This is a genomic window from Aeromicrobium sp. (assembly GCF_050700635.1).
Classification (GTDB): Bacteria; Actinomycetota; Actinomycetes; order Propionibacteriales; family Nocardioidaceae; genus Aeromicrobium.
On record NZ_JBOHDT010000136.1, the window covers coordinates 1 to 12,534 of the forward strand.

Below are 12,534 nucleotides of genomic sequence, written 5' to 3' on the forward strand. Positions count from 1 at the left end.
ACCTGGGTGCCGCCGAGCTTGTTCTGCTGGGGCCCGGTCAGGCCCTGGTCGGTGTAGAACGCGTACCAGCGGTGCGACCAGATCGCGTCCTCGCCCTGCTGGGGATCGCCGTCGGCCTCGTCGCCGCCGGCGTGCACGATCTGGAAGTGATCGACGTATCCGTCGGACTCGTTGAAGTTGCCGTCGCCGTCGAAGTCGTAGCGGTCGTACTCGTCATAGGACGCGATGGCCTCCTTGATCTCGGCGTCGGTCTTGCCGTCCGCCTTCTGATCGGCCACCCACGCCGTGATCGAATCCTGGATCAGGTTCCAGGTGGTCTTGGACGTGTCGTCACGGCCGTACCGGGCCTCGTTGTAAGGGACCTTGACCCAGTCCGAGACGGTGCCGTCGACGGTGTACTGCCCTGACGACTGCGTCTCGTAGTACGTCTTGACCGATTCGGCGCCATCGCTGTCGTCGAAGTACATGTCCTGGTAGTGCTGGCGGTCGTAGTCGGCCTGCCAGACCGTGGTGTTGTCCTTCGAGCGGTCGGGCTCGGGGATCTTGTTGCGCAGGGGGCCCTCGAACGTCGTGGGTCCGGGCTTGTTCGGATTGGTGTCCAGGTCGGGGAAGTCGGGGTGCCGCTCGTCGCCGAACTCCGCGAGGATCACGAAGATCTTGTCGGACCGCTCTTGGGCGAGCTCGACGTACTGGTCCTTCTCCGCGCTGCCCTCGGCCGCCTGGCGCTGCTTCTCAGTGGCCTTCTCGTTGGCGAGCGCGGCCGCGTCGGCCGGCGTGTGGCCCTTGCCGACCTTGACAACGGACGTCCCGTTCTTGGTCACCGGCTTCGCGTCGCCGTTGAGCACGGACGTGATGGCGGTGTCGCGCAGAGCCTGCCGCTTCGTCTCGAGCGGCTGCGGAAGAGCGTCGCCGCCCTCTTTGGTCTGTTCCTGGCCCGCCACATCTGGTGCCGGCTCGGCTGTGCCTGGCGACGCGTAGGCTAAGCCGATCGATGCCGCGAGCCCGAGGCCGACGAGGCCAGTGGTCACACGCTTCACTTGATTCCCCCTTGAGGATCCCCCTGGCGGTGGCCATGACTGATCTGTCCCGGCCGGCGGTACCTCGCCCTCGTGAGACGGAGGTCACGCCGCGCTCAATGTAGGTAGTTTCGCGACAGAACTGCAGTCTTGACTTTGCTCAGATCTAGTTATATAGAACTAGTTCTTTCGGGCTAGAGCGGAAACTGGTGTGTCCGGTGTGTTCACATCAGGGTCTGTGCCCTACGCTTGACCCTGTTGTGAGTTTGGCCGTTTGACATCTCGGTTCCATTGCGGAGCAGTGTTCCTTTCGGGTGAACGACGCACGATCATCTGTGACAGTCACGGATGAGCACGAACGCTCGAAGGAGTACATGTAATGGCAACAGGAACCGTCAAGTGGTTCAACGCCGACAAGGGCTTTGGATTCATCGCCCCCGACGACGGCAGTGAAGACGTTTTCGCGCACTTCAGTGCGATCCAGACGAGCGGCTACAAGACGCTGAACGAGAACCAGAAGGTCGAGTTCGACGTCGAGCAGGGCCAGAAGGGCCTGCAGGCCGCGAACATCCGTCCTCTCTGATTCGAGAGCGGCGCTAGCCGCGAAGGGCCCGGAAGCACTAGCTTCCGGGCCCTTCGTCACGTTCCGGCTCTTCGGCTTGCGTCCGGACTCGGGGCAGGTAGACAGGAGACATAGCCGCTTCAGGCGGGTCTCTCACCCTCAGGAGGAATCCATGGGTCTGGACGACAAGATCAAGAACAAGCTGGACAAGGTCACCGGTGCCGGCAAGGAGAAGCTCGGCGAAGCCCGTGGCGACAGGAAGCAAGAGGCCGAGGGCAAGGCCGACCAGTCGAAGGCCGACCTCAAGCAGTCGGGCGAGCACATCAAGGATGCTGGCTCCGACGCCAAGGACTCCTTCAAGCGCTGAGTCGCAGAAGACCGCAAGGAACAGCGAACGCCACCGTCATCTCGACGGTGGCGTCCGTGTGTGCTGGGTGGCCTCAGATGTGGCCGCCCTCGTCCCAGGCATGTCGGCCGAACTCGGCGCCCTGCGCCGTGCTCAGGTAGCTGAGATCGGCATCCGGACGACCGACCTTGATGCTGCGTCGGTGGGCCGGGAAGCGTCGTGACGCCTCGGCGAGCTGGGCGATCTCGTACTCGAACGTGGTGTCGTCCATGGATGCGCTCCTCTCGTCAATCCTGAGGTTATCCTCATGTTCGACGCGGGACCACTGCTACCCGGCGGTAGTCTTCGGGGCCGCGGATCAGAGCGTGACGCGCAGGATGCGGTCGTCGTTCCTGGCCGGATTTCCACGGCCGTCGGTGTTGCTCGTCGTAACCCAGAGGCTCTCGTCCGGGGCCACCTCGACCGTACGGATCCGCCCGTACTTGCCTTTGAACAGCGCCCGTGGCTTTCCGGCATTCGTGCCGTCGAGCGGCACCGCGAACAGGCACTCACCCTGCAAGGCGGCGACGAACGCCGTGGACCTGGTGATGGCGAGCCCAGACGGCGAGCACTCGTTGGTACGCCAGGTGACCTTGGGCGTCACGAACCCGTCCTCGTCGGACCGGCCCTCGTACTTCGGCCAGCCGTAGTTGCGGCCCCGCTCGATCAGGTTGAGCTCGTCGAACCTGTTGGCGCCGAACTCGCTGGCCCAGAGCCGGCCGTCGGCGTCGAAGGCCAGGCCCTCGATGTTGCGGTTGCCGTACGACCAGGTGCGGTTGCCGAACGGGTTTCCGTCGACGGCGTCGCCGTTGCGGTCGATGCGCAGCACCTTGCCGCCGAGCGAGTCCTTCTTCTGGGCCTCCGCCGAGTTACCAGCCTCGCCCGTGGCGACGAAGAGGTGGCCGTCGGGATCGAACAGCATGCGGCCGCCATGGTGAACGGCACCGGCCGGGATACCGGTCAGGATCGGCGTCATGGTGCCGAGCCGGCCGGCGTCGAGCTCGAGCCGCACGACGCGGTCGTCCTCGGACGTCGTGACGTAGGCGAACAGGATGCTGTCGTCATCCGGGTCGAGCGCCAGGCCGAGCAGTCCGCCTTCTCCCCCGCCGACCGATCCGCGAACCTTGCCGACCGTCGAGACCCGGCCGCCCGGGGTGACCCGGACGATCGAGCCCGCGTCGCGTTGCGCAACGAGGGCGTCGCCGTTGGCCAGGAAGACGATGCCCCACGGCACGTTCAGGCCGCTGGCGATCGTTCTGGTCACCCGTGGGTTCAGCGGTTCCTCGGTGGGGTCGGTGGGGTCGGCGGTCGGCAAGGAGGTTGGGGACGGCCTCGGCGATGGTTGCTCATCCTCGCTGCAGCCGATCAGTGTCGCCGCGCCAAGGCCGGCCATGCCGGAGAGGAACGTCCGTCGGTCGACCATGGATCGATCATGCCCGTTGGGCGAAAGGCAGGCCAGACTCAGGGGCTGACGCACGTCGCCCCCGGCAGCGTGGCCGAGGCCGACGTGCCGGGGGCTGCGCACTCACTACACATCACCGCCCCCCGATGCGTGATGAGGGGGTCGATGCTGCGTTGATTGTTGCCGGAGTCGTGGCATCGCGTGGGCGTTTCACCTCATTCCTCCGGTATGTCGATGGAATGTCGCCAGCCCGACGCCTGTTACACCCTGGGTAAGCCGATTTCGACGAAAGGCCATCATGAGCACGGTCGCCCTGACCGCAGACACCTTCGAGAAGACCGTCACGTCCGAGGGCATCACCCTCGTCGACTGGTGGGCCGGGTGGTGTGGCCCCTGCATGCAGTTCGCACCGATCTACGACACCGCGAGCGCCGAGCACGACGATGTCGTGTTTGGCAAGATCGACACCGAGGAACAGCAGGAACTGGCTGCGGCCGCGCAGATCACGTCCATCCCCACGCTGATGGCGTTCCGTGACGGGGTGCTGGTGTTCAACCAGGCCGGTGCCCTGCCTGCACCCGCGCTCGAGCAGGTCATCCAGGCGGTGAAGGACCTCGACATGGACGAGGTGCACCGTCAGATTGCCGAGCAACAGCCCGCCGAGAGCAACTGAGCCGGCTGGCAAGACGCAACACCCCGTGCGGTTGCAACCGCGTTGCAACGCCCACGGTCGCAATCTGAAGCGGAGCGGGTGACCCGCATGACGGACTCGGCCGTCATGTGGGACCCCTCCGACTGAAGGAGGCTGCCATGACTCAAACCTTGGACGACGCGGCGACGACGAAGCCGCAGGAACGTGTCGACGCATGGCTCGCCGACTTCGAGGCCGCCCAGCGCGACCGAGACGCCCACCGTGCCGCCGACATGTTCGCGACGGACAGCTTCTGGCGCGACCTCGTCTCGTTCACCTGGAACATCACGACCGTCGAGGGGCGGGAGGGCGTCGCTGACCTGCTCGAGTCGACGCTCGACGAGGTCGACCCGAAGGGTTTCCGCACCAGCGAGGAACCCACCGAGGCCGACGGCGTCACCGACGCCTGGATCGAGTTCGAGACCGCAACCGGACGCGGTGTCGGCTACCTGCGGCTGAACGACGAGGGCGCCTGGACGCTGCTCACCACGCTCAAGGAGCTCAAGGATCACGAGGAGAACCAGGGCGAGAACCGGCCGAAGGGCGTCGCACACGGCGCCATCGAGCATCGGCGCACCTGGAGCGAGCAACGCGAAGCCGAGCAGCGCGAGCTCGGGTATGACACGCAGCCGTACGTCGTCGTCATCGGCGGCGGCCAAGGTGGCATCGCCCTCGGCGCCAGGCTGCGACAGCTCGGTGTGCCGGCGATCGTCGTCGACAAGCACGACAGGCCGGGCGACCAGTGGCGCGGGCGCTACAAGAGCCTCTGCCTGCACGACCCGATCTGGTACGACCACCTGCCGTACATCAAGTTCCCGGACAACTGGCCGGTCTTCTCACCGAAGGACAAGATCGCCGATTGGCTGGAGATGTACACGCGGGTGATGGAGATCCCGTACTGGACCAGCTCGACGGTGACGTCGGCGAAGTTCGACCCGGTCGCGAAGAAGTGGGCCGTCGTCGTCGACCGCGCCGGCGATGCCGTGACGCTGACCCCGACGCACGTCGTGTTCGCCACCGGCATGTCCGGCAAGCCGCGGATGCCCGAGTTTCCCGGCATGGACGTGTTCGAGGGCGAGCAGCACCACTCCAGCGTGCATCCGGGCCCGGAGGCGTTCGCCGGCAAGAAGGCCGTGGTCGTCGGGTCGAACAACTCTGCGCACGACATCTGCGCGGCGCTGTGGGAGAACGACGCGGACGTCACGATGGTGCAGCGCACGTCGACCCACATCGTGAAGTCCGACACGCTCATGGACCTGGGGCTGGGCGACCTGTACTCCGAGCGCGCCGTCGCGGCCGGCATCACCACGGAGAAGGCCGACCTGATCTTCGCCTCCTTGCCGTACCGGATCCTGCACCAGTTCCAGATCCCGGTGTACGAGCAGATCGCCGAGCGCGACAAGGACTTCTACGACCGTCTCGAGAAGGCCGGCTTCCAGCACGACTGGGGCGACGACGGCTCGGGCCTGTTCATGAAGTACCTGCGGCGCGGTTCTGGCTACTACATCGGCGTCGGTGCAGAGGAGCTGGTGGCCGACGGGAAGATCAAGCTGGCCCACGGTCAGGTCGACCACCTGACGAAGAACTCGGTTGTGCTCGAGGACGGCACGGAGCTCGAGGCTGACCTCGTGGTCTATGCGACCGGCTACAACTCGATGAACGGGTGGGTCGCCGACTTGGTGAGCCAGGAAGTCGCGGACAAGGTCGGCAAGGTGTGGGGCCTCGGCTCGGACACCACGAAGGATCCGGGACCGTGGGAGGGCGAGCAGCGCAACATGTGGAAGCCGACCCAGCAGGAGAACCTGTGGTTCCACGGCGGCAACCTGCACCAGTCCCGCCACTACTCGCAGTTCCTGTCGCTTCAGCTCAAGGCGCGCTACGAGGGCATCCCGACACCGGTGTACGGGCTGCAGGAGGTGCACCACACCGGCTGACCCAGGGGGTCACCAGCCGGGTGGTTTGACGACGTTGTCGGGCGTCGCGTTGAACAACGGCGCGACATCGGACTCGTTGTGACCGGCGATGCCGCAACCGACCTTCGTCAGGTAGAAGCGCAGCTCGGGATGTTCACATGCGAAGGCGACGAAGCGCTCGGCGGCACCGCGCAGTGCGTCGAAACCCTCCATGGATGGAAGTGCGTAGCTCTGTCCCTGCAGGCCCTCGCCCTGGCCCCAGACGGCGCCGAAGCGTTCGAGCGCGACGTGCGCCGCTCCCCCACCGTGCGCCCCGGACGCGTTGCTGCCGAAGACGAAGATCGATCCTTCTGGAAGCTCCGTCAGTCGCTCGGGAGTGCTCTCCATGGCTCCAGTGAACCCGAACAAGGGCGATTTCGTCCTCTTGGTACCGCACGGGACAATGGAGGGATGCCCACCCGTACCGATCTGCGCCTGCTGCTGCGCAGCCCGGTCGACTTCGAGGTGGGCGACTCCCCCGGCGAGTCCCGCTTCGTGTTCCACACACCGGACGGTGAGCACCGCGCCACGGCGAGCGAGGCGATCGGGCCGCTCAGCCAGGCCATCCGCACGATGAACGCCGACCCGACGGCTCGGGCCTGGGCGACGCCGGCGATCCTGGCGTTGCGCATCATGGCGCGCGGTCACCTGTCGTCGCTCGACGCGGCGGAACGCTCCCAGCTGCAGGACGCGTCCCGTGGCCTCGACCGCAGTGCCGCCGCCGCCCAGGCGAAAGTGCGTGGCTTCCTCGAAGCCCTGGCCGTCGACGCGCCCGCCGTAGCGTCCATGCCGCAGGGCCGTGGCCCCGACGACGCGCCCCCGGTCGTCGAGATGGAGCCGCGTCGCAAGCGATCGTTCAGCGGCACTCTCGTGGTTCGGTTCCGCCCTGAATCAGCAGACGACGATCTTGTTGCCGGCGTGGTGCTGCGTATCCGTCCGACCGACGCATCCTGGGGAGCCGCGGACGCGGCCGACCTGTGGGCGCGCGACGACCATCATTTCGGGGCGGGATCGCGCCAGGCGGTCCGGACGATGCTCCTGAATGCGGCCACCGCCTGGCCGCCCGCGGCCAGGGTGCTCGCGGACCCCGACCCCGGCTCGGTCAGCGTCACGGCTGACGAGCTCGCGCTCCTCGGGTCGTCACGCATCGTCACCCTGCTGCTCGCACAGCACGTCGAGGTTGAGTGGCCGCGCACGCTCGTGCGCGACATCGATACACAGGGCTCGGTTCAACGGGTCGACGCCCATCCATCCGACGCCACGCGGGCCTTCTCACGCGACCAGCTGTTCCGCTTCGACTGGCGTCTCGCGATCGGCGACGAGAGCCTCACCGAGGCCGAAGTCGACGAGCTGGCCCGTTCTCAGCACGGCCTGCTCCGGCTACGCGACCAGTGGGTCCTCGTCGACCCGAGCCGGCTCCGTCACGTGCTCGACCGTCGAAGCCGCGACCTCACCCCCACGGAGGCGCTGCGTGCAGCCGTCTCCGGCACCGTCGACGTCGACGGCGTCACCACCCACGTCGACACCGTCGGCTGGCTCGACGACCTCCGGATCCGTCTCGCCGAGCGAGGTGAGCGTGCGCTGGTCGAGCAGCCGCCCACCCTCGACGGCACCTTGCGCGACTACCAGCGCGACGGCTTGCGGTGGATGTCCCAGCTCGTCGAACTCGGGCTCGGCGGTGTGCTTGCCGACGACATGGGGCTCGGCAAGACCGTCATGCTCATCGCGCTGCATCTCCACCGGGTCGAGCACGGCAACGACGCACCGACCCTCGTCGTGTGCCCGGCGTCGGTCCTCGGCAACTGGGAGCGAGAGATCAGGAGGTTCGCCCCCGGCACCGACGTTCACCGCTACCACGGCCCCGGACGCAACCTCGACGACACGACCAGCGGGTTCGTCGTCACCACGTATGCCACGATGCGGCGCGACGCCGACGTGCTCGCTGCGCACGAACCCGGCTGGGGCCTGGTCGTCGCCGACGAGGCGCAGAACGTCAAGAACGTCCGGGCCGGCGCTGCGAGGGCCCTGCGGACGATCCCCGGCGAGGCCATGCTGGCGCTCACCGGGACACCGGTCGAGAACAACCTCGCCGAGCTGTGGGCGATCGTCGACTGGACGACGCCCGGTCTGCTCGGCTCGTTCGACGACTTCCGGCGTCGTTGGTCACGGCCGATCGAGAGGCGACGCGACACCCGGCGGGCCAACGACCTCGCGCAGCTCATCCGCCCGTTCGTGCTGCGGCGTCGCAAGAGCGATCCCGGCATCGCGCCGGAGCTACCTCCGAAGACCGAGACCGACTACCGCGTGAACCTGACCCGCGAGCAGGTCGGCCTCTATGAAGCGGTGGTCCGCGAGACCCTGGCCGAGATCGAGTCGGCGAGCGGCATGCTGCGTCGCGGCCTGGTGATCAAGCTCCTCACCCAGCTGAAGCAGATCTGCAACCATCCAGCCCAGTTCCTCCGCACTCCGCGAGAGAGGCTGAGCGGCCGCTCCGGCAAGCTCGGCATCCTCGACGAGCTGGTCGAAGAGATCGTCGCCGAGGACGGCGGCGTGCTGCTGTTCACGCAGTACGCCCAGATGGGCCACCTGCTCGCCCGCCATCTGCGCGAACGGCACATCGACAACCAGTTCCTGCACGGCGGCACTCATGTGCGCACGCGCGAGACGATGGTGCGCCGCTTCCAGAACGGCGAGATGCCGGTGTTCGTGCTGTCGCTCAGGGCGGCCGGCACCGGACTCAACCTCACCCGCGCCGACCACGTCATCCACTTCGACCGGTGGTGGAATCCGGCCGTCGAGGACCAGGCCACCGATCGGGCCCACCGAATCGGCCAGACGAAACCGGTTCAGGTTCACCGGCTCATCAGCGAGGGCACGATCGAGGAGTCCATAGCCGAGCTCATCACGTCGAAGCGATCACTCGCCGACGCGGTCGTCAACGCGGGCGAGGGGGCGCTCACCGAGCTCTCCGACGCCGAGCTGGCCCAGATCGTGCGGCTGCGGAAGTGACGTATCGACAGGCTCAACGACCGGTCAGACGAAGCCGCCCTTGCTGTTGATGCAGCTCTTGATCTCGTCGAGCGTGTAGAACGGGCCTTCCGGCTCGGTCGGCTTGCAGGCCTTGCTGAACCGTGACGGCTCCTCGTTGAAGCGCAGCGTGAGGAGGATCTTGCCGGCGTCGTTGCGGTACGCCGCCCACTCGATGCTGCCGCCGATCAGACCGGACTTGTAGCTGCGCCACGGGTTGGAGTCCTTGCTGATGGGGCGACCCTCGGGCGTCTTCTCGTTGGCGCTGCGCAGCTGGGCCAGGGCGGTGAACGGCATCATCGTCTCGCCATGTGCATGGCGGAAAACGGCAGCGGTCTTGCCGCCGTCGACACGCTCCTGGAGTCGCTTCATGAAGTCGTTGAGCAGCGGCTTGGCCCCTCGGTAGGAGCTGTCCTCGTCCTGGATGCCCGCCCCGTAGCGATAGAACTTCTCGCTGCCCTGCTCCACACCGAGGATCTCGGCGTCGGCGCGGTCGACGTACTGCTCGAAGGTCACGCTCGTCTCCGCCCTCATGCCCGGAGCTCGCTGGAAGACCTCGTACATGGCCAGGGCTTCACCGACCGGATCCTTCACAGTGGCGACGAACTCGGGCCGGTAGAGGTTGGCCAGGACGTTGGTCGCGGCGAGCTCGACGTTGGGAAGCTTCTTGAGCTGGCGGATGTGCTGCTGACCGGTGGCGGACGGGTTGCCGTCGACGATCAACGTCCGCTCGGACACGGCGTCCTTCGCGAACGTGAGATCCGGGAACCTGTTCTTGATCGCACCCTTCATGGCCTGGGCGCTCTCCTTGGTGCGGTTGACCGGCGACGACACGAACGCGATCTCGTCTCCGTCCTCCTGCACTCCCTCGAAGAAACTGGCGTAGTTCTCGGCCGTGCGGCGACCGAGACCGGCAAGCTCGGCCTTGCCGATGGTGGTCAACTGGCCGTAGCCGAGCTTTTTCTCCGCGGCCTGGAATCGCTCGATGTCACGCTTGAGGTCTTCACCGACTTCGGTGAGCGCGCCGGCGTCCTTGCCACGCTCCCAGAGCCTGAGGACGCGCTTCTCGTCGGCGTCGCTGATGGACGTGCGTGAACCGTGGCGGCCGATGGTCTCGACAAAGAACAGCGAGTAGCCCTTCGGCGGCGACACGATCTTGGAGGACACGGCGTTGCCGTACGGGGCCTCGCTCGCGAGCACGCGCGCGGATCCGGTGCCTCCGGCCTGGGGTCCCGGGATGGAGCCGGCAAGGATGGTCACGCAGGTGACGACGAAGTTCAACAAGGTGATGAAGCTCCCGGGAGACGGCGCACGTAGGGCGACACTCTACCGACGCACCTCGGGTGCGTCAGCCGAGGCAACGCTTCAGCTCGTCGACGGTGTAGAAGTAGCTGGCCTCGGCGTACGGAGTGCAGCTCTCGTTGAACTGCACCGGCTTCTCGTTGTACCGCATGGTGACGAGCACGTCTTTCTCGGCGTTGCGGAACGCGGTCCACTCGATGTGGCCCGCCAGCCGTCCCGCCTTGGCGCCCCGCCACGGGTTGGTGCCGCGGGTGAACCGCTCGCCCTCCGCTACCTGCTCCGTGCTTCCCGGGGCGTTGATGAGCGACGCGAACGGCATTGTCGTCTCGCCGTGGGCGAAGCGCAGCACCGCCGCGGTGGACGACCCGGCGATGCGGTCGTCGAGAGCCTTGAAGAAGTCGGCCAGCAGCGGGCGAGCGCTGTCGAACGTGTCCGTCTCGCCCTCGACGCCGGGGCCGTACTGGTAGAACGTCTCGACGTCGGTGGCGTAGCTGAGCGGCTCACGGTCCTCCTCCGGCACGTAACGAGCGAAGGTGATGTCCGTTTCGTTCGCCATGCCGGGCGCGGTGGAGTAGAGCTTGTAGATGTTGAGCGCGTCTGCGACCGGGTCGTCGAGACGGTCGACGAACTCGCGTGAGTAGAGGGCGCGCAGCAGGTGCTCGGCGTGGCCGCGGATGGAATCGCGGTCGAGGATCTCCTCGGTCATGTTCTCGCCTGTAGACGAGGCCTCGCTCCTGATGTGCAGCACGTCCTCGGCCTCGGCGAGAGGTACCAGCTCGGTGTCGAGGGTCAGACCGGCCTTCCTGAGTCCTTGGTGCATCGCCTCGGCGCTCTGCTTCGTGCGGGTGACCTCGGTGGTGTTGGTCACGATCGTCTCGTCGCGGCGATCCAGCGAGGCGAAGAAGTCGGCGTAGGTCTCGGCGTTGCGACGACCGATGCCCTGCCATTCCTCGCGGCCGACGCCGCTGAGCTTCCCGTAGCCGATCTCTTCCTCGGCATTCTGGAAGCGCCCGACGTCGCGAGCGAAGGTCTCACCGAGCCGGGTGAGCTCGCCCTGCGTAGCCGCTCGCTTCCAGAGCTGCAGCGCTTCCGTCTCGCGGTTGTCGCTGGTCATGGAGCGGGCGCCGTGCCGGCCGACGGTCTCGAGGAAGAACATCGTGTACCCGTTCGGGGGCGTCTTGACCGACTCCTCGGGAGTGCCGTACGGAGTCTGGTTGGCGTAGTCGTGCTCGGGGTCGGACTCAGCCGCTGTGGCTCCTGAGGTCAGAGCGGCCAGGGTGACGACGGCCAGGGCGCAGGCCTGCCAGGACTTGACGTGCTTCACGGGGGCTCCCAGGGTGAGCGGACGAGAAGATTCTAGGTCAGGCACCACCGGATCCGTCGGAGATTGGCATGACTGGTGTGACGGGTGAGGCTCCTAGATCGACCGGACGAACTCGACCTGCGCGGTCAACGACTCCTCGAACGGGTCGCCGAGGTAGAGGTCGAAATGGCCGACGTCGAACCGTTCGACCCGAAGACGTCCACGAACGCGCTTCGCCACCTTCTCGACGGCTGCCGGGGGCGCGATGCTGTCGTGCGACGCAACGACGAGGAGGACGGGCATCCGCAGCTGCCTCGCACTCGTCACCGGGCGGTTGAGCACGATCGAGAGGATGCCGCGTGCCGCCATCTCGTTGCGGAACGTCGGTCCGACGATGGCGGAGTAGCCGGGCAGGCCGTCGTCGGAGGTGATCGCGGCGAGTGCGTCGGGCGCACCGACGATCGGGATCATGTGCGGCCGGAGCCGGAACAGGCCGAACACCACGTCGAGCATGGCGTGGGCGGTGAGTCGCATCAGCTGGCGCGGGCCGGCGTAGTTCCAGATCTCCAGCAGCGCCACCAGCCCGTCCATCGCGGCTCCCTGGGAGATGACGCCGGCGATCAGCGGATCATCCGCGGCGACCGCGATGACGTGACCGCCCGAGTACGAAGTGCCCCAGAGCACGATCCGGTCGGTGTCGATGCCGGGCAGTGCTCGGGCGTGCGCGACCGCCGCCTGATAGTCCTCCCGGTGTCGCCGGTGGTCGACGAACTGCCGCTGCTCCCCCTCGGACATCCCGAACCCGCGGTAGTCGAACACGACGACGTCGGCCCCGGTGGCCGCGAACCGCTCCGCGAACGGCTCCAGCCCGGAGTCCTTCGTGCACCCGAACCC

At 66.9% G+C, this 12,534-nt stretch carries 12 protein-coding genes; 5 read left to right on the forward strand and 7 right to left on the reverse strand.

Annotated elements, in window-relative coordinates:
* Positions 1-1,037 (reverse strand): immune inhibitor A domain-containing protein (locus ACRDPN_RS10715; RefSeq protein WP_431447458.1); only part of this gene is annotated, 1,037 nt, incomplete at its 3' end.
* Between the two features lie 358 nt (positions 1,038-1,395).
* On the opposite strand from ACRDPN_RS10715, the gene cspE reads away from it, so the two are divergent.
* Together cspE and ACRDPN_RS10725 are read left to right on the forward strand one after the other, a co-directional pair.
* On the forward strand, positions 1,396-1,599 hold the full coding sequence (gene cspE / locus ACRDPN_RS10720; protein WP_147683652.1) for a transcription antiterminator/RNA stability regulator CspE: 204 nt from the start codon (positions 1,396-1,398) through the stop codon (positions 1,597-1,599).
* A gap of 151 nt (positions 1,600-1,750) precedes the next feature.
* Positions 1,751-1,945 carry a CsbD family protein gene (locus ACRDPN_RS10725; protein WP_431447460.1) on the forward strand — a complete coding sequence of 65 codons (195 nt, stop codon included), beginning with the start codon at positions 1,751-1,753 and terminating at the stop codon, positions 1,943-1,945.
* Positions 1,946-2,018: 73 nt separating this feature from the next.
* On the opposite strand, the gene ACRDPN_RS10730 is transcribed toward ACRDPN_RS10725, so the two are convergent.
* Positions 2,019-2,195: a hypothetical protein gene (locus tag ACRDPN_RS10730; RefSeq protein ID WP_431447462.1), complete on the reverse strand. Its 177-nt coding sequence runs from the start codon at positions 2,193-2,195 to the stop codon at positions 2,019-2,021.
* An 87-nt stretch (positions 2,196-2,282) separates the two neighbouring features.
* The gene (locus tag ACRDPN_RS10735; RefSeq protein WP_431447464.1) at positions 2,283-3,386 is read right to left on the reverse strand and encodes a PQQ-dependent sugar dehydrogenase; all 1,104 of its coding nucleotides are present in this window, start codon (positions 3,384-3,386) and stop codon (positions 2,283-2,285) included.
* Positions 3,387-3,663: 277 nt separating this feature from the next.
* Here ACRDPN_RS10735 and ACRDPN_RS10740 point away from each other — a divergent pair, with 277 nt between their 5' ends.
* Positions 3,664-4,038, forward strand: a complete 375-nt coding sequence (locus tag ACRDPN_RS10740; protein ID WP_431447466.1) for a thioredoxin family protein — start codon at positions 3,664-3,666, stop codon at positions 4,036-4,038.
* Positions 4,039-4,175: 137 nt separating this feature from the next.
* Positions 4,176-5,990, forward strand: coding sequence for a flavin-containing monooxygenase (locus ACRDPN_RS10745; RefSeq protein ID WP_431447468.1), 1,815 nt, complete (start codon positions 4,176-4,178; stop codon positions 5,988-5,990).
* A 9-nt stretch (positions 5,991-5,999) separates the two neighbouring features.
* Here the strand turns inward: ACRDPN_RS10745 and ACRDPN_RS10750 are convergent, their stop codons facing one another.
* On the reverse strand, positions 6,000-6,356 hold the full coding sequence (locus ACRDPN_RS10750; protein ID WP_431447470.1) for an A1S_2505 family phage non-structural protein: 357 nt from the start codon (positions 6,354-6,356) through the stop codon (positions 6,000-6,002).
* A 63-nt stretch (positions 6,357-6,419) separates the two neighbouring features.
* On the opposite strand from ACRDPN_RS10750, the gene ACRDPN_RS10755 reads away from it, so the two are divergent.
* Positions 6,420-9,017, forward strand: coding sequence for a DEAD/DEAH box helicase (locus tag ACRDPN_RS10755; protein ID WP_431447472.1), 2,598 nt, complete (start codon positions 6,420-6,422; stop codon positions 9,015-9,017).
* A gap of 24 nt (positions 9,018-9,041) precedes the next feature.
* Here ACRDPN_RS10755 and ACRDPN_RS10760 read toward each other — a convergent pair whose 3' ends face one another.
* From ACRDPN_RS10760 to ACRDPN_RS10770, 3 genes are all read right to left on the reverse strand, one after another.
* Entirely contained in the window at positions 9,042-10,319 is a 1,278-nt protein-coding gene (locus ACRDPN_RS10760) for a histidine-type phosphatase (RefSeq protein WP_431447474.1), read from the reverse strand.
* Between the two features lie 64 nt (positions 10,320-10,383).
* Positions 10,384-11,661 carry a histidine-type phosphatase gene (locus ACRDPN_RS10765; protein WP_431447476.1) on the reverse strand — a complete coding sequence of 426 codons (1,278 nt, stop codon included), beginning with the start codon at positions 11,659-11,661 and terminating at the stop codon, positions 10,384-10,386.
* A 93-nt stretch (positions 11,662-11,754) separates the two neighbouring features.
* The coding region (locus ACRDPN_RS10770) for an alpha/beta hydrolase (RefSeq protein WP_431447478.1) at positions 11,755-12,534 on the reverse strand (780 nt) is incomplete at its 5' end.